This is a genomic window from Shewanella sp. SM71 (assembly GCF_025653905.1).
Taxonomy (GTDB): Bacteria; Pseudomonadota; Gammaproteobacteria; order Enterobacterales; family Shewanellaceae; genus Shewanella; species Shewanella oncorhynchi.
Map to the genome: position 1 here is coordinate 40,195 of NZ_JAKKRW010000030.1, position 16,771 is coordinate 56,965.

Consider the following 16,771-nt stretch of genomic DNA (forward strand, 5'->3'; position numbering starts at 1 on the left):
GTGAACAAGCTCGATTGGCCTAAGCTAAGTGCAAGCTAAGCCACTCACAAGGTTACAAATTTTACGACATTTTTACGCGCTATCTTAAAATGCCTTTGCTAAAGTACAGGCACTTTTTTTATATGCGTCTTTCTATTCATGACTTCATCCATAGCGGCTCCCATGACACAATACTGGCGTTCGCACCCGACTTTATTTACCTTCATAGTGCTAGTGACGGCCATTTTCAGCAGCGCCTTTATCGATCACTTTTCAAACTCGACTATCGCCGTACTACTGATTTTACAATTGGCCGTAGTGGCCGTAGCCCTACAATGCAACGCCAACTTGGCCTATTTTGCGGCAGTATTTGAGGCGACCAGCTTTAATTTTCTATTTACCACACCACGTTATTCACTCCAGATGTTTAATCTTGAGGACATTCTCAATCTCAGTGTGTTTCTGCTTGTCGCCCTCACCACCAGCAAATTAGCCGAACACTATCGACGTCAGCAAGATGCTCTCGAACAAGCTCAGTTACGCAACAGTATTTTGCTGTCGGTTTCCCACGATTTACGCACCCCACTCGCCACTATCATTGGCACGCTCACCACCTTAAAGGAATACATGCCTAAGCTCAGCCCAGACCAAAAGGATGAGCTGATTGATAGCGCAGCAGCCGAAAGCCATCGCCTGCACCAATATATCGAAAACCTGCTGCAAGCCACTAAGTTACAACACGGCGCACTCAAATTTAGCTTGAGTGAAGACGCCATAATGAATGTATTGCACCAAGCTATTGCCCGTTTTCCAGCCACGCAGCCGCGTATTATCATCAAGAGTGACGCCGATCTACCGTCACTGATGATCTGCAGTTCATTGATTGAGCAAGCTATTTTTAATGTATTGGATAATGCGCTGCGCTATTCGCCTTCTGATAAGCAAGTCATAGTAAAGGCGTATCAGCAGGGCGATGTATTATTGTTAGATATCCAAGATGAGGGTCTTGGCATAGAACCCGCTCAAGCGCAGGCAATTTTTGAACTCTTTTATCGCCAGCATCCCTCAACCGATAGCGGCTCGGGCCTTGGGCTTGCTGTTGCTAAGGGCATAATTACCGCCCATGGTGGCCAGATCAGCGCCGAACCTGTCGCTCATGGCAGCCTTATTCGTATCGCATTGCCGATAAAAAAGGGAGAGGAATAAATGGCTTATAAGGTGCTGGTCGTCGATGACGAAGCGCAAATCCACACTTTTATGCGGATATCGTTAGAAGCGGAAGGATTCGAATATCATGGCGCCGCCTCGATTGCGTCAGCCCTAGCGCAATATCATGCGCAGCAGCCACATGTGTTAGTGCTTGATCTTGGCCTACCCGATGGTGATGGCATCAGCTTGCTGCAAACCCTACGTCAAAGTGACAAAGTGCCGGTGCTTATCTTAACCGCCCGCGATCAAGAGGAAGAAAAAATTCGTCTTTTAGAAGCTGGCGCCAATGACTATCTCAGCAAGCCATTTGGGATCAGGGAGTTAATCGCTCGCATCAAGGTTTTAGTCCGCGATTTAGTCGATGAACCGCCATTAAGTGATTTACTGCAGTTTGGCGCACTTAAGTTGCAAAAAAGTACCCACCAGCTTTGGCTCGATCAGCAAGAAATCGCCTTAACCAAAAAGGAGTTTGCCCTGATGGAGACCTTAATGTCTCACCCTGGTCAGCTCGTTAAACAAACTGAATTACTGCGGGATATTTGGGGTAAAACCCATCAAGAAGACAGTCATTATCTGCGGATCTTAGTCAGTCAGTTACGTAAAAAACTCAATGACAGCAGCGAGCAGCAGCTCATTAAGACAGAAGCGGGCCTAGGTTATCGCTTAACAAACAATAGATAAGCATCTGTTATAAATTAGAAAAGGATATTTTAATGGCACATTTTACCGTTATTGGCTTAGGGCGATTTGGTGTCGCCGCTAGCCTAGAATTGATCCACTTAGGCCACACGGTCACTGGCGTGGATAGTGACCCTAAAATGGTGGAAAAATACGTAGAAGACTTAACCGAAGCGGTTATTTGTGATTGTTCCGACGAAGCCGCACTTCGTGAGCTAGACCTCGCAAACAGTGAAGCCGTACTGGTCGCAATTGGCGAAGATATGCAGTCAAGTTTGCTGTGCACCTTGGCACTGAAAAATCTAGGCGTAGAAGTCATTTGGGTCAAGGCCAGCACTAAAGCCCATCACACTATCGTCTCTAAACTCGGCGTCGCCCGCATCATACATCCAGAGGAAGAAATGGGCATACGTGTCGCCCAGTCACTCAACTATCCTATGGTGAACAATTTCCTGCCGATTGGTGATGGTCTCTATGTGGTCGAAATCCATATCAAGCCTCACCTTGATCAAACCACTGTCAGCCAACTCCTCGGCGCTGCACAGGATGATGTTAAAGATGATACAAAAAGCAATGTGATACGCAATCCTAAAGGCAAAGTCGCCGCCATTATGGTTAAGCGGGATCTGACGGTTTTCAGCAAAATTGATAGTCAATTTATCCTGCAAACGAATGACGCCTTACTGCTCTGCGGTAGCCGTACTGAGCTCAAATACCTAGCGCCAAGGTTGGTGTAACTTGGTTCAATGGCATCCCTCCATCATGGCGATTGAGCATAAACCCAAATCGAGTAAAAAGCTGTTAGGCGCACCGCCCTTTATCCTAAGCGTGAGCTTTGCATTATTGATCATCTTAGGCACTTGCTTACTCAAACTGCCCATAGCAACCGCATCCTCTATTACGTGGCTACAAAGTCTGTTCACGGCCACCTCGGCGGTAACAGTGACAGGGCTTGTCGTTGTCGATACTGGCACTGTTTTTACGCCCTTTGGGCAAATCGTCATAGCGCTGTTAATTCAATGCGGTGGACTTGGGCTGATGACCTTTGCCATTGTCACCTTGATCGCCATTGGCGGCAGAATTGGTTTTTTACACCAAACAGTCGCAAAAGAGGCTTTAATCAAACAGATACATCTACTCTAGTGTCAACGGCAAAATCAGTGTTAGTGTTTTCCTTATTGGTTGAAGCCGTAGGCATGGCCATTCTTTCCGTGTACTGGAGTCAGGAACTCGGCTGGCAAACCAGCTTATTCCACGGTTTTTTCTACACCATCAGCGCTTTTAACAACGCAGGTTTTGCCCTCAGTGCCGACAGCCTAATGCCCTATGTTGCCGATCCTGTCATAAATCTCACCATCACGGGCCTGCTCATCATAGGTGGCCTTGGATTCTCGGTGTGGATAGATCTTCGTAGGAACAAACGTTGGTCAAAACTCAGCGTTTACAGCCGCATGATGATCACAGGCACTATAATTATCAACGCCGTCGCCGTAATTGCGATTTACTTTATTGAGTACAACAACCCCAATACCTTGGCGCCCTTAAGCGAACTCGGGAAATGGTTAGCCTCATGGTTTCAAGCCGTGACACCGCGCACCGCAGGCTTTAATACGCTAGCCATAGACCAACTCGAAGATGGTACAACGCTACTCATGCTGGTATTGATGTTTATTGGCGGCGGCTCACTAAGTACCGCCAGCGGTATTAAGGTGGTCACTTTTATGGTGCTCATCTTGGCTACTTATGGCTACTTACGCCGCGATGAAGCCATTTATGTATTTAAGCGCGAGATCCCCAAAGACACTGTCAGCAAAGCCTTGGCGCTAACCATGATCTCCATTGGCGTTACTTGGCTAGCCATCTTCGCACTGGTATTAAGTGAAAACGCACCGTTAATTGATATCGTCTTTGAGGCCGTATCGGCACTGGGCACAGTCGGTTTGTCCCGAGGTCTGACAGGCAACTTAACGACTCTAGGCCAAGCCATCATCATTTTTATAATGTTCATGGGTCGCCTCGGCCCACTCGTACTCGCCTACTTCCTCGCCAGCCCAAGGACCAAGAAACTGCGCTACGCAGAAACTAAACTGGCGATTGGTTAAATAAATTGAATGGCAGGCACTGCAAGTCAGTGCCGCTATTGGTTCAACTCAGCTTAGCTGTGGGCGATCAATCACTGGCACAAAAGAGCATTAATATAATAGTTAGTTCACCCTGCATTTTGTTTCTTTGAAAACGTGATCGACCAGTTACTCTATATGATAATGATGCAGATTAGGAGAGAACTTTCACCGCAGAGGAGGCTGCGTTGGCATTATACTTATCTACTTGAACACAGCATTTTTGAATGAATTGGCTCAATTTGACACCTCATTTGCCATACAGACACTTTTAATGGATCTCATTAAAGCAACTTTCGGCAATGTTTCTTGAAGGCAAACCTAAAGCGGATTATGTTATTGTTTTATTTTGGGTGTCTGAATTTTTGGGATTCAGCACTTATATGCCCTTTTAGGTAAATGTAAGTGGAATTAACGTTTAAAAAAATTAAATACAGATCGCCGCGTCCTACACAAACGGGAAAACTGATAGCCTACTTATGCGAAGATAATTGGGATGACTACGATTTTAAAACGAGTTTTTATCTGATCGTATCCGATGAATATGGAACGCAGCATAACATTGGTAACCTGAAACTGGGCATTGTAGGCCTAGAACCAGGATGGGCTTCAGAAAAGCTTCCAGATACTTTTGGGGCCTTGACTGAGTCAGCTTTCACATTGGGACAGGATGAAGAATATTACAAAAATATCCGAAGCTTACTAAGTGACGATTTAGGAAATCAACTGCTTGAAAAGCTTAAAGACGTCGCATATTTAAAGAAAAGCTTTGATATTGCGGTAAAGGAAAACGTATTTAAAACATCTTTATTAAGGTCAGTCAGCGTTTCTGTTATTCATGGACAGTACTCAAGAATATTAAACAACGAAGCACCACTCACAGAATTTAATTTTTCATATCAAAAACAACAAACCGAGAAAAGTGCTCAGATAAACTTAAGTTTTAAAGTAACACCAGGCTCTCTTCCATCAAGTAATATTCATGTCTTAATTGGAAGAAATGGCGTTGGTAAGACAACGTTACTCAATAATATTGTAAAAAGTGTTATCGATGAAAAAGCAGAACCAGAAGAAGTTGGGGCTCTGTATGTAAAAGCAAACTTTTGGCAAGAAACTACTCTCCCTAAAGATTACTTCAGTAGTATATCTTCAGTGTCATTTAGTGCGTTTGATCCCTTCATTCCTCCCCAAGATAGGCCTGATAGATCTTTAGGTACCTGTTACTTTTATATAGGACTTAAGAAAAATAGTGACATAAACTCTAATGAGCTCAAAGATATTGAACTACTAAGAGATGACTTCGTTAATAGTTTATTGGTTTGTTTTGGCTTAGATAGCAAAAAGCAGCGCTGGATACGAGCAATAAAAACCCTCGAATCCGATATCAATTTTGCAGATATGGATCTATCGCGTTTAGGGCAACTTGTAAGACTTGGTGAAATACAAAAGTCAGCACTCAATTTAGTTAGCCGTATGAGTTCTGGACATACTATTGTTTTACTGACTTTAACAAAGCTTATCGAAACAATAGAAGAAAAGACTCTAGTACTAATTGACGAGCCCGAAAGTCACCTGCATCCACCTCTTCTATCTGCATTTACAAGAGCTTTATCGGACTTACTAGTTGATAGAAATGCAGTTGCAATTATTGCCACTCACTCCCCCGTTGTTTTACAAGAAGTACCTAGTAACTGCGTGTGGAAATTAGAGCGAACGAGAAATGAAGGTATAGCCTTTAGGCCTGAAAATGAAACTTTTGGTGAGAATGTAGGAGTTTTAACGAGAGAAGTATTTGGTCTAGAAGTAACAAAATCGGGCTTCCATGCATTGTTAATTGAATCTGTCGAAGAAGGCAAAACTTTTGACGAGATTACAGAACTTTACAATGGACAGTTAGGTTATGAAGGACAAGCAATCCTGAGGGCGCTAATTGCTCATAAAGGCGAACTAATATGAGAGTAATCCCAAAACCTCAATTAAGTTTTAGTGATGTTTTAAATACCTGCGTTGGAAGCATTAGTGATCAAACTTTAACTCTAAAACTCAACGCTATTAATACACAAATAGACAATGCTATTCAAGATTTTGATGCTAAAGCTTCTACTTCTGATTTATACCAAATACATACTTTTAATGGTATCGATACAGATTTAGTTACTGGACAAGTAACTAAGGCCGAACTCAAAGGACTTTATACATTTCAAATGGTACCTGCGGCAAAGCCAGCTCGGCAGTATTATGATCACATTATGATGCGAGCACCACTCCGCATTTGTCCTTTTTGCGGTTTCGGGCAAGTCACAACGTTGGATCACTATTTACCTAAAGCTAAATTCCCACTTTTATCCATTCATCCTAATAACTTAGTGCCTAGTTGTGCTGATTGTAACAAAGGAAAAAGCGCTAGAATTGCTATAACTAAAGGCCTGCAATCAATACATCCTTACTTTGATCAAGCTCATTTTATAAATGAACAATGGTTGTTTGCTAGAGTCACAGAGACTAGTCCAGCGACTATTAGGTATTATGCTCAACCTCCTACAGGTTGGAGTGCAGATGACCAAGCTAGAATTACCAACCATTTCGATGATTTTAAATTAGCACAGCGCTTTTGCATTCAAGCAGGCGACGAGTTATCAAATTTGCGTGGTGAACTAGAAATCGACTTTCAAATTAGCGAAAAAACAGGTGTTGAGCTAGCCCTGAGAAAGAAGTTTGCAGGAACCTACCAGCAACATGTAAACAGCTGGAGAACAGCTTTATATCAAGCACTAATGCAAAACAATTGGTATTGTTCTGGTGGTTTTAAATAGCCAAAACGAAGATAATATTTTAATCTTAATAATCAATATCATAGATTTTTTAAGGGGTTTTCACCAAAAGATTTTATTCGTCTTATTTCCATTCTTATAACTACACCGCTTGCCCTGCAGCCACGCCAGATGCCCAGGCCCATTGAAAATTAAACCCACCTAACCAACCACTTACGTCCATAACTTCACCAATAAAGTAGAGTCCTGCGACTTTGCTGGCTTCCATGGTTTTGGATGACAACTCATTACTATCAATACCACCTAAGGTCACTTCGGCGGTGCGGTAGCCTTCAGTACCGTTCATCAATACTGTCCAGTGGTGTATATCATCCACCAGTTTTGCGCGCTCGGCGTGCACTAGCTGATTTAAGGCTTTGTTCAACAAAGCTTCATCGAATAGCACTTCAACCAGCCGTTTAGGTAACCACTGGCTGAGGGTGTTACGCAGGCTTTGCTTAGGGTGCGCGGAGAATTGTTGCTCTAGCAATTGCGCCAAATCCATATTCGGCAAGAGATCGATTTCTATGGTTTCGCCCGCCTTCCAATAGTTAGAAATCTGCAAAATAGCAGGGCCAGATAAGCCGCGGTGGGTAAAGAGTAAGGCTTCGCTGAACGCAGTGCCATCTTTGGCGGTAATGCGGCTCGGAACCGCTATACCCGACAAGGGTTCGAAACGAATTTTATCTTCACTGTGCCATGTAAAAGGCACCAGGCCCGCGTGAGTTGGCAATACTTTTAGGCCAAACTGCTCGGCCAGTTGATAGCCGTAAGGCGTGGCACCGAGTTTAGGCATGGATAAGCCGCCAGTGGCGATAACCAGTGAGTCGCAGCTCAGTTCGCCGTTAGAGGTGTTGAGCTCAAAGCGCCCAGCCTCGGTCTTTTTAACGGCCAGAATATCGGTACGCAGCTTAATCGTCACGCCCGCCCATTCACACTCGGTCAATAGCATAGTGACTATCTCTTTGGCCGAGTCATTGCAAAACAGTTGGCCGTGATCACGTTCGTGGTATTCAATGCCGTGACGCTCGACCAATTCAATAAACTGCTGCGACGGATAACGCGCGAGTGCCGATTTAACAAAGTGAGGATTACCACAGAGGAAGTTAGCGGGCTCGACTTTAAGGTTGGTGAAGTTACAACGCCCGCCGCCGCTGATGAGAATTTTACGCCCAGCTTGCTTGGCATTGTCGAGTACGAGTACATCACGGCCTCGGTAACCTGCGGTCGCTGCACACATTAATCCCGCGGCGCCGGCTCCGATAATAATGACATCATGATGTTTCACGCTCTTACTCCACACAGATAAATTGATTGGTATTGTCTGCCAACGGGCAATTTGATAACTCGCGAACCTTTAGCAAGCAAGTCATACAACAACTAAACGGAGCAAAGATAAGCTCAAACGCTAGACACAAATCCCCTCTTTCACCATCCCTGGCGACCGGGGATAAATACTTCCGTGCATAAAAAAGGGCGCTATTTTAGCACCCTTTCCTTTATTCGGCATTACAGCATCATCACGGCTCGCGTTTATTGCGTAGGCGTTTCTGATTTCTTTTCTCTGCTGAGCAGCTCTTTAGCAGCATCGACCGGCGCTTTACCTTGATACAAAACTTGGTAAATCTGCTCAGTGATCGGCATTTCAACCCCGAGGCGTTTCGCAAGCGTAAACACTTCTTTGGTATTGCGATAACCTTCAACTACTTGGCCAATTTCAGCCTGTGCTGTCATCACATCACAGCCTTTACCTAAGGCTAAACCGAAACGACGGTTACGGGATTGGTTGTCGGTACAGGTCAACACTAAGTCGCCTAATCCCGCCATCCCCATAAAGGTAGCCGCATTGGCACCTAAGGCTTCGCCTAAACGCGTCAATTCGACTAAACCACGGGTAATCAAGGCTGTTCTGGCATTGGCACCAAAGCCGATACCGTCGGACATACCCGCACCAATCGCGATCACGTTCTTTACCGCGCCGCCAAGTTGCAGTCCGGTAAAGTCGTCGTTGGCGTAAACCCGCAAACGTTTAGGGCTATGTAACAGCTCGACGAGATCGTTGGTGAATTTAGGACAAGTGCCCGCAACCGAAATGGCCGTAGGTAAACCCATGGCTAATTCTTTCGCGAAGGTCGGCCCAGATAACACCGCCAGCGGATATTGCTCACCTAACACATCACGGGCCACATCTTGCAGCAAACGTCCGGTTTCAGGCTCGAGCCCTTTCGTTGCCCATACGATGCGCGCATCGCTACGGAGTAACGGTTTAGCTTGCTCAAGCACAGTACCAAACACATGGCTTGGCACCACCACTAACACATTGTTGCTGGCGGCTAAGGCTTTGGCTAAATCGGCTTCGATCTGTAAACAATCAGGAAACGCAATACCAGGCAAAAAAGCTTGGTTGCACTTGTCTTGAGCGAGCGTTTGCATGTGGACAGGATCGTGTCCCCATAACAAGGTCTTATGACCGTTGCTGGCTAAAGAAATGGCAAGGGCGGAGCCATAAGAGCCCGCCCCTAATACCGTGATATCGGCAGAGTTTTTCATGTAATTAAGCGTTAGCTTCTTCGGCAGCTGGTGCAGTCGCAGCAGCTTGACGTTGTTGCACGTATTGGGCAAACAGCGCATCGAAGTTAACAGGTGCTAAGTTCAGTTGTGGGAAAGTACCACGACCAACTAAGCTGCCCACGGTTTCGCGAGCATATGGGAATAGGATGTTAGGGCAGTATGCACCTAATGAATGGGCCAGTTGTGGCTCAGTCAGACCAGTGATAGAGAAGATACCGGCTTGTTGTACTTCACATAGGAAAGCGGTATCGCCACCGTTTTGTGCAGTCACAGTTAAAGACAGGACAACTTCATACACATCATCAGCTAATTTAGCGCTGCGCGTGTCTAAATCTAACTTAACTTCTGGGTTCCATTCTTTTTGGAATACCGCTGGGCTGTTAGGCGTTTCGAAAGACACATCTTTAGTGTAAACACGTTGGATGTTGAATTGTGGGGCTTGTTGTTCGTTGTTTGCTACTTCAGCCATAATTTCCTACCTATCCTATCAATGTTGTATCGGCTTTTCGTTGAAAGCCAATTATTATTTGAAAGCCAATTACTATTTGAACGTAAATTGGCTCGGGGCTTATGTTACTCAAGGCCTATATCAGATCTCAGTATCATCCCAACTTGTACCCATATTCGGGTATCGATCGAACCAGTCTAAAAACTTACATTAAGCCCTTAGCGACCGTAGGATCAGTATGCCAAACAATGATGACTTTATTACTGCACTATCCCGTGGATTGAGTGCAGCTTAAATCATAACTGCCGCCGACAACTTATCTTTTGCTTTTTGAAACAGGCATATTTGCTGCCTGCCATTCACCCATACCACCTTTCAAGTTGTACAGGTTTTCAAAACCTTGCTTACTCAAAAGCTGAGCGGCTTGAGACGAGGTCATGCCAGCATTGCATACCAATATAATGGGACTGGCTTTATACTTTTCAAGGGCTGATATCTGATTATTTTTAATATCGGCGAGCGTAACGTTAAGTGCATCAACAATATGGCCCTTGCGGAACTCGTCATTCGAGCGCACATCAACCACTTTAGCATCCTGTCTGTTCACCATAATCGTTAATTCTTGATGAGAAATACTTTTGATTTTTGACATGCTCGATTTGATGATACTCGCGACAAGCACAACAAATAATCCCACCCAAGCCAGACTGAGCATTGAGTGAGCTTTAAAAAATTCGATATATTCTTGCATGATGATTGCCCGCATAAATGGCGAAAATTCGATAAGGGCACAGAGTATACCGATTGCCTTGGCAGAATGCAGCAGTTTAGTCACAGTTCGAGATCGCACTTTTAGTGCAATTGACTCTGTACTTGTCACAAGCCACTCACAGAATCGGGCGAATTAGTGATTCGATGACCTTAATCGGGGTAAAGCGCTTTTTCATACCCCGCTAACGTAGTAATATTTGACCAATTTCAGATTTCTATCGCTTCTATAAAACTTAAAGGTATCACTATGACGACAGCTAAACGTCCGCTCGCGTTGTTGATCCTCGATGGCTGGGGCTACCGTGAAAACACGCATAATAATGCGATTTTCCACGCCAAGACTCCGGTACTCGACCGTCTCAACGCTAAATATCCCCATAGTTTGATTTCAGGTTCTGGCTTAGATGTTGGCTTACCTGATGGCCAGATGGGAAATTCTGAAGTTGGCCATATTAACTTAGGCTCTGGCCGTGTGGTTTATCAAGAACTCACTCGTATCAGTAAAGCCATTGCAGATCATGAGTTTGAAAAAAATCCTGCACTATGTGATGCGGTAGACTCAGCCATCAAAGCTGGCGGAGCTGTGCACATTATGGGCTTGCTTTCCCCCGGTGGCGTCCACAGCCATGAAGAGCATATCGAAGCTATGTGTCGTATGGCCGTTGCGCGCGGTGCAACTCAGGTTTATCTGCACGCTTTCCTCGACGGACGCGATACGCCACCGCGCAGCGCTAAGGGTAGCTTGAGCCATTTTGATGATCTGTTTACTACATTAGGCCATGGCCGTATCGCATCGATTATTGGTCGTTACTTTGCTATGGACAGGGATAATCGTTGGGATCGCGTGTCGCAAGCCTACGATTTAATCACCCAAGGCAAGTCAAAATTCCAATACGACAATGCCGTTACAGCATTGGAAGCGGCTTACGAACGTAACGAAAACGACGAATTCGTTTCTTCATCGGCGATCACAGATGCCAACGGTCAAGTTGCGACCTTAAAAGACGGCGATGCCCTGATTTTTATGAACTTCCGTGCTGACCGCGCCCGTCAAATCACTCGTAGCTTTATTCACCCAGACTTCGATGGTTTCGAACGTGCTGTTATGCCGAAAATGCACTTTGTCACTTTGACTGAGTATGCTGGCGACATCACAGCACCTATCGCTTATCCATCTGAAAACTTAGTGAATACCTTAGGTGAAGTGCTGCAGAAACAAGGTCGTACTCAGCTGCGTATCTCTGAAACTGAGAAATACGCCCATGTGACTTTCTTCTTTAACGGCGGTAAAGAAGAGCCATTCGAGGGAGAAGATCGCATCCTAATCAACTCGCCTAAAGTGGCAACTTACGATCTACAGCCTGAGATGAGTTCAGCTGAGCTGACTGACAAGTTAGTCGCAGCAATTGAATCAACTAAGTACGACGTGATCATCTGTAACTACCCCAATGGTGACATGGTTGGCCACACAGGTAATTTCGATGCCGCCGTTAAAGCTTGTGAAGCTGTCGACGCTTGTATCGGCCGTGTGGTTGATGCGCTGGCGAAAGTGGGCGGAGAATGTATTATTACCGCCGACCACGGCAATGCCGAGCAAATGACCGACGAAACCACAGGTCAGGCTCACACGGCCCACACCAGTGAACTCGTGCCTTTCGTCTTTGTTGGACGCGATGCGACCATAGATGAAGGTGGTAAACTCAGCGATGTTGCACCTACCATCTTGACCTTGATCGGCGAAGCCATTCCAGCTGAGATGACGGGCAAACCCTTAATCCACATAAAAGAGTAACCGTTACCTAGTGAGCACTCGACTCCTTGTTAAAGCCAGCCTTATTGCTGGCTTTATGATGTTATCTTTCTCGGCACACGCTTCTGATTTGGAGAAGCGTAAGTCCGAGTTAAAATCAATCCAAACGCAAATAAATCAACAACAAAGCGCATTAAAAACCACCAGTAAACAAAGAGAAAAGCTGCTGTCATTGCTGCGTAGCGATGAAGAAGCGATTGCGTCAGCGGCCAAAAAAGTCAACAGCACCAAAAATAGCTTAGCGCAAATCGACACTAAACTTGCCGAGCTAAAACAACGTCAAGATGAGTTAGAAACGCTTAAAGTGACTCAACAACAAACACTGTCGAAACAGCTGTCGAGCGCCTATCTTGCCGGTAATCACGATTACACTAAGATGATGCTTAATCAGCAAAGTCCCGCCACTATCGAGCGTATGTTGGCTTATTACCAATACCTCAATAAAGCGCGGATGAAGTCGATCAACGAATTAAAGCAAACCTTGACTGAGCTAGATGAGATCAAGGTGTCGCAAACGAGTAAACAAAAGCAATTAACGAAACTCGTAGCCGAACAACAAGTACAAGCTAAACGTTTGAGCCAAGAGCAAGATCAGCGTCAACTGACTATCAAAGAGCTGCAACGCACCTTAAATTCTAAGGGTGCAGAGCTTGAGCAGTTGCAAATTGAAGAGGCCAGCTTAAAGCGCGTCGTTGAACAAGCGCTGCGGGCCATGAAAGATAACCCCTCGATGGAAGGCTTTGGTAAACAAAGTGGCAAACTTAAATGGCCAACTAAAGGTCGTGTGAGTGCTAGCTTTGGTAGCCAACGTTCCGGTCAAGTAGTGTGGAAAGGCACTATGTTGTCTGCACCAGAAGGGCAAAATATTCGAGCCGTTTCAGGTGGTAAAGTCATTTATGCCGACTGGTTACGCGGTTTTGGTCTTGTTATGGTCATCGATCACGGTAAAGGTTATATGAGTCTTTACGGTCACGCTCAAACCCTACTAAAAAGCCCAGGTGAGATGGTAAAAAGCGGTGAAGCGATTGCTTTAGTCGGACGTTCAGGTGGACAGAGCGAGCCTGGCCTATACTTTGAAATAAGGCATAAAGGGCAAGCCGTCGATCCAGCGAAATACTGTCGCTAATCATAACGGTCCCCTTATCACAGGGGACCGTTATGAAATACATGATCCGCTATATCAGTTGCGTTGGATTAGGTCTCACTTTAGGCCTATCCATCAGCCTCTCCAGCCAAGAGAATGCTAAATCCTACCGCGACAACTTTGACTATCCATTACTACAAGATGTACTTGAAACGGTTGAAACTTACTATATCAAAACCGTTCCCAAAGAAGAGCTAGTGCTGGCCGCCATCAAAGGCATTTTTGAACATCTCGACCCCTATTCCAGCTTCCTGAATCATCAAGAATTACTCGATCTTAAAGATTCTAATCGCGGCGAGTATTTTGGTTTCGGTTTCGAAGTCGCGGCCCAAAAAGACCACATTAGCATCATAGCCCCCTTTGCCCATTCTCCCGCAGAGCAAGCGGGAATACGTGCGGGCGATATTATTATTAAACTTAACGACACCCTGGCGACTGAAACGAATCTAGCCGATATCCTTACTGAAATAAAAAGACATAGTCTCAATAATCAGAGTATTAACTTAGAGCTAAAACACAGTAATGACGATGCCACCTTTAAAGTGTCACTCAAGCCAAGCAATATCACTATAGAGTCAGTCAGCACTCAACTGCTTGATGGCAATATTGGCTATGTCAGATTAAGCAACTTCCAAGAAAACTCTACCGAAGATATGGTGCGCTCGCTCAGCCAATGGCAAAACAAACCACTCACAGGACTCATCTTAGATCTACGTAATAATCCCGGCGGCCTACTCGACCAAGCGGTTAAAATTGCGGATCTCTTTCTCGCCAAAGGACGCATAGTCTCGACCTCTGGCCGCTTCTTCGACGCCAACTCTGACTACTATGCCTCACCGCAAACCATGCTGACTAACGTGCCTATGCTAGTGTTAATCAACAAAGGCTCGGCCTCTGCATCCGAAGTTCTCGCCGCCGCATTACAAGAAAATGGTCGTGCCAAACTCTTAGGTGAGACCAGTTTTGGCAAAGGTACAGTACAAAGCCTGATCCCCATCTTAGAAGATGGTAACGCGATTAAACTCACAATTGCCCAGTACAATACTCCTAGAGGTGAAAACATTCACAACATTGGGATCATCCCCGACATAAAAATTGCCGCCGAAACTGGTTCCGGCGTTGGTAATTTAGCTATAATCGACGCCCTATCAGCCCATGCATCACTGGCCCAAGATCATCAAGTGACCTCTGCCATTACATGGATACAGCACCATGACGAATAAGAAGAAATTGTGCGCTTACTTTATTCCTTGGCCCTATTGGCCCTAAGCATTTCTCAAAGCTATGCAGCCCAGCTTGCACTCATTATTGATGACATAGGTTATCGTCATACAGATAAAGCCGTGCTGGCACTGCCCAGTACAGTAACACTCTCAGTATTACCTCATACCCCACTTGGCAAAGAACTCGCTAACGCAGGACACCAAAAAGGCCACGAAATTATGCTACATCTTCCCATGCAGGCGCTTAATGGTAAGACATTAGGGCTGGGGGGGTTAACCAATACAATGACTGAGGCACAAATTCGCACCAGTGTTATTGATGCGATTAACAGCGTTCCCTTTGCCAAAGGTGCCAATAACCACATGGGGAGTCTATTAACTCAACTGGACGATCCCATGCTCTGGGTCATGGAAACACTCAAACAAAAGCAGCTGTATTTTGTCGATAGTATGACAACACGATTCACTAAGGCTGGGGATAACGCAGATAAGCTAGGCATTCCTTTACTAAAACGCCAACTGTTTCTAGACAATGATACTAGTGCCAATGCACTCGAGAGACAATTTAACTTAATGATAAGTCAGGCACATACCCAAGGTAGCTTGGTGGCGATTGCCCATCCTTATCCGGAAACTATGCGCTTCTTGGAGGCTAACCTACACAGACTTAAAACCGAGGGGATTGATCTGGTGCCAGCATCGAGTTTGCTCCCCATCGGTATTGCACTTAAAAGTGGTACTAATCCAGTTGCAGTACTGAAATAGAAAAGTCTGGCAGCAAGGCGACTAACTCATCACGGTTACTCACAATATCCAGCAAAGTATATTGATCCAGCACATTCAAATAAGCTTCAACAGCTTGGGCTAACACGCCTTTAAGCTTACAGGCTGGTGTAAATCGGCAGTAAGGTTTGCTGCAATCAATCGGTGCGAGTGAGTTTTCTAATACTCGAACTAACTGGCCTAGGTTAATCTCACTCGCAGGCTTACCCAAACGGAAACCACCCATCTTACCGCGGATGGTTTCAAGGTAACCCATCTTGCCTAAATGATGCACTATCTTAGAAACATGATTTGGTGACAGATCAAACACCTGCGTAATTTCAGCAATCCTAAATAAAGTTGTTCTATCTGGCTGAACCGCTAAATACATCAGGGTACGAACGCCAAAATCGGTATAACGAGTTAACTGCATATTTCACCTGTCAGCGATAAACTTAATGAGAGGTCTGAGATTCGAGTTGGGTAATCAACCAAAGCGCCTCTTCGTTCGAATGACCACAAACATCTTCAGATGCATCGAAATCACTACAAACCGCAGGACGATCAGGCGAGCCGAAAATCAAACATAAATTGGCATCGCTCAATTGCACACAACGCTCACCCGCCGCCTTACCCTTTGGCATACCCGGAATACTGCTGCTTATTGAAGGCGCAATACAACAAGCACCACACCCAAGACGACAATTCATTTTCGTTACTCATGAAAGACATAAGGCATTATACCGTTTAATTTGTCCGAGATCAGTGTCACAGGTCAATACTGCCAAGTCGCGCACAGGAGGTTTTCAGAACGTGAAAGAAACACTATCGATAAAGTGGAATAAAGATCGGCAAAAAAGTAGGTTTTGATTTTTAACATTGAAGCGAAAGCGTCATATTCTGATAAGGATTTCATCTACATGATGGCCGAGTATAAGGATAACCACATACTTCGAGCCCGAAGCATGTGCGTCACTGACACGAATTATCCGCGACGCCATAACGAAAAAAGCCTCATCTTTCGATGAGGCTTATCTCTTAATGTTGGCGGAGCGGACGGGACTCGAACCCGCGACCCCCGGCGTGACAGGCCGGTATTCTAACCAACTGAACTACCGCTCCTTTAGCTTAACGTCTACACGTTAACCTAAATTAGGCGCTTGGCGATGACCTACTCTCACATGGGGAGACCCCACACTACCATCGGCGCGTTTGCGTTTCACTTCTGAGTTCGGGATGGGATCAG

Annotated in this window: 15 protein-coding genes, 1 tRNA gene, 1 rRNA gene and 1 pseudogene; 10 read left to right on the forward strand and 8 right to left on the reverse strand. The window is 45.3% G+C overall.

Translation table 11 applies throughout. The annotated features are described in order from the left end of the window. Window positions 1-138 precede the first annotated feature (138 nt). The 6 genes and pseudogenes from L5L97_RS21645 (at window position 139) to L5L97_RS21670 (ending at window position 6,799) form a co-directional block, all read left to right on the forward strand. Complete coding sequence (locus L5L97_RS21645; protein ID WP_263169404.1) at window positions 139-1,185, forward strand: PAS domain-containing sensor histidine kinase; 1,047 nt, start codon at window positions 139-141, stop codon at window positions 1,183-1,185. After that, window positions 1,186-1,869 carry a response regulator transcription factor gene (locus L5L97_RS21650; RefSeq protein ID WP_131524531.1) on the forward strand — a complete coding sequence of 228 codons (684 nt, stop codon included), beginning with the start codon at window positions 1,186-1,188 and terminating at the stop codon, window positions 1,867-1,869. 32 nt (window positions 1,870-1,901) lie between these two features. After that, entirely contained in the window at window positions 1,902-2,603 is a 702-nt protein-coding gene (locus L5L97_RS21655; protein ID WP_263183943.1) for a potassium channel family protein, read from the forward strand. Window position 2,604: 1 nt separating this feature from the next. Further along, a pseudogene (locus tag L5L97_RS21660) lies at window positions 2,605-3,968 on the forward strand (TrkH family potassium uptake protein). Window positions 3,969-4,391: 423 nt separating this feature from the next. Then, window positions 4,392-5,942 carry an AAA family ATPase gene (locus L5L97_RS21665; protein WP_263183944.1) on the forward strand — a complete coding sequence of 517 codons (1,551 nt, stop codon included), beginning with the start codon at window positions 4,392-4,394 and terminating at the stop codon, window positions 5,940-5,942. Beyond that, complete coding sequence (locus tag L5L97_RS21670; protein WP_263183945.1) at window positions 5,939-6,799, forward strand: HNH endonuclease; 861 nt, start codon at window positions 5,939-5,941, stop codon at window positions 6,797-6,799. The genes L5L97_RS21665 and L5L97_RS21670 overlap by 4 nt, the downstream gene beginning before the upstream one ends. A 100-nt stretch (window positions 6,800-6,899) precedes the next feature. On the opposite strand, the gene L5L97_RS21675 is transcribed toward L5L97_RS21670, so the two are convergent. From L5L97_RS21675 to L5L97_RS21690, 4 genes are all read right to left on the reverse strand, one after another. Next, a complete protein-coding gene (locus L5L97_RS21675; protein WP_263183946.1) occupies window positions 6,900-8,084 on the reverse strand; it encodes an NAD(P)/FAD-dependent oxidoreductase in 1,185 nt (394 codons plus the stop codon). 245 nt (window positions 8,085-8,329) lie between these two features. Further along, a complete protein-coding gene (gpsA, locus tag L5L97_RS21680; protein WP_173497252.1) occupies window positions 8,330-9,346 on the reverse strand; it encodes an NAD(P)H-dependent glycerol-3-phosphate dehydrogenase in 1,017 nt (338 codons plus the stop codon). A 4-nt stretch (window positions 9,347-9,350) separates the two neighbouring features. Then, on the reverse strand, window positions 9,351-9,836 hold the full coding sequence (gene secB, locus L5L97_RS21685) for a protein-export chaperone SecB (RefSeq protein ID WP_006083777.1): 486 nt from the start codon (window positions 9,834-9,836) through the stop codon (window positions 9,351-9,353). Between the two features lie 295 nt (window positions 9,837-10,131). Continuing rightward, complete coding sequence (locus tag L5L97_RS21690; RefSeq protein WP_105253030.1) at window positions 10,132-10,566, reverse strand: rhodanese-like domain-containing protein; 435 nt, start codon at window positions 10,564-10,566, stop codon at window positions 10,132-10,134. A 267-nt stretch (window positions 10,567-10,833) separates the two neighbouring features. On the opposite strand from L5L97_RS21690, the gene gpmM reads away from it, so the two are divergent. From gpmM to L5L97_RS21710, 4 genes are read left to right on the forward strand one after another with little or no spacing between them, the layout of a single operon-like run. Then, window positions 10,834-12,378 carry a 2,3-bisphosphoglycerate-independent phosphoglycerate mutase gene (gene gpmM / locus L5L97_RS21695; RefSeq protein ID WP_105250842.1) on the forward strand — a complete coding sequence of 515 codons (1,545 nt, stop codon included), beginning with the start codon at window positions 10,834-10,836 and terminating at the stop codon, window positions 12,376-12,378. 10 nt (window positions 12,379-12,388) lie between these two features. After that, window positions 12,389-13,522: a murein hydrolase activator EnvC family protein gene (locus L5L97_RS21700; protein WP_263183947.1), complete on the forward strand. Its 1,134-nt coding sequence runs from the start codon at window positions 12,389-12,391 to the stop codon at window positions 13,520-13,522. A gap of 32 nt (window positions 13,523-13,554) precedes the next feature. Next, on the forward strand, window positions 13,555-14,763 hold the full coding sequence (locus tag L5L97_RS21705; protein WP_263183948.1) for a S41 family peptidase: 1,209 nt from the start codon (window positions 13,555-13,557) through the stop codon (window positions 14,761-14,763). A gap of 9 nt (window positions 14,764-14,772) precedes the next feature. Then, a complete protein-coding gene (locus L5L97_RS21710; RefSeq protein ID WP_105250839.1) occupies window positions 14,773-15,528 on the forward strand; it encodes a divergent polysaccharide deacetylase family protein in 756 nt (251 codons plus the stop codon). On the opposite strand, the gene L5L97_RS21715 is transcribed toward L5L97_RS21710, so the two are convergent. The 4 genes from L5L97_RS21715 to rrf form a co-directional block, all read right to left on the reverse strand. After that, on the reverse strand, window positions 15,503-15,958 hold the full coding sequence (locus L5L97_RS21715; RefSeq protein WP_105250838.1) for an Rrf2 family transcriptional regulator: 456 nt from the start codon (window positions 15,956-15,958) through the stop codon (window positions 15,503-15,505). The two genes, L5L97_RS21710 and L5L97_RS21715, sit on opposite strands and share 26 nt — an antisense overlap. Before the next feature lie 22 nt (window positions 15,959-15,980). After that, the gene (locus L5L97_RS21720) at window positions 15,981-16,235 is read right to left on the reverse strand and encodes a YkgJ family cysteine cluster protein (protein WP_173242460.1); all 255 of its coding nucleotides are present in this window, start codon (window positions 16,233-16,235) and stop codon (window positions 15,981-15,983) included. A gap of 335 nt (window positions 16,236-16,570) precedes the next feature. Then, a tRNA-Asp gene (locus L5L97_RS21725) sits at window positions 16,571-16,647 on the reverse strand. Window positions 16,648-16,683: 36 nt separating this feature from the next. Then, a 5S ribosomal RNA gene (rrf, locus tag L5L97_RS21730) occupies window positions 16,684-16,771 on the reverse strand; the annotation flags it as partial.

Excerpts from the sequence above, each read along its gene's own strand:
- L5L97_RS21645 (WP_263169404.1), top strand. The coding sequence starts at position 139 with ATGACTTCATCCATAGCGGCTCCCATGACACAATACTGGCGTTCGCAC.
- L5L97_RS21650 (WP_131524531.1), top strand. The coding sequence starts at position 1,186 with ATGGCTTATAAGGTGCTGGTCGTCGATGACGAAGCGCAAATCCACACT.
- L5L97_RS21655 (WP_263183943.1), top strand. The coding sequence starts at position 1,902 with ATGGCACATTTTACCGTTATTGGCTTAGGGCGATTTGGTGTCGCCGCT.
- L5L97_RS21670 (WP_263183945.1), top strand. The coding sequence starts at position 5,939 with ATGAGAGTAATCCCAAAACCTCAATTAAGTTTTAGTGATGTTTTAAAT.
- gpsA (WP_173497252.1), bottom strand. The coding sequence starts at position 9,346 with ATGAAAAACTCTGCCGATATCACGGTATTAGGGGCGGGCTCTTATGGC.
- secB (WP_006083777.1), bottom strand. The coding sequence starts at position 9,836 with ATGGCTGAAGTAGCAAACAACGAACAACAAGCCCCACAATTCAACATC.
- L5L97_RS21690 (WP_105253030.1), bottom strand. The coding sequence starts at position 10,566 with ATGCAAGAATATATCGAATTTTTTAAAGCTCACTCAATGCTCAGTCTG.
- gpmM (WP_105250842.1), top strand. The coding sequence starts at position 10,834 with ATGACGACAGCTAAACGTCCGCTCGCGTTGTTGATCCTCGATGGCTGG.
- L5L97_RS21705 (WP_263183948.1), top strand. The coding sequence starts at position 13,555 with ATGAAATACATGATCCGCTATATCAGTTGCGTTGGATTAGGTCTCACT.
- L5L97_RS21715 (WP_105250838.1), bottom strand. The coding sequence starts at position 15,958 with ATGCAGTTAACTCGTTATACCGATTTTGGCGTTCGTACCCTGATGTAT.
- L5L97_RS21720 (WP_173242460.1), bottom strand. The coding sequence starts at position 16,235 with ATGAATTGTCGTCTTGGGTGTGGTGCTTGTTGTATTGCGCCTTCAATA.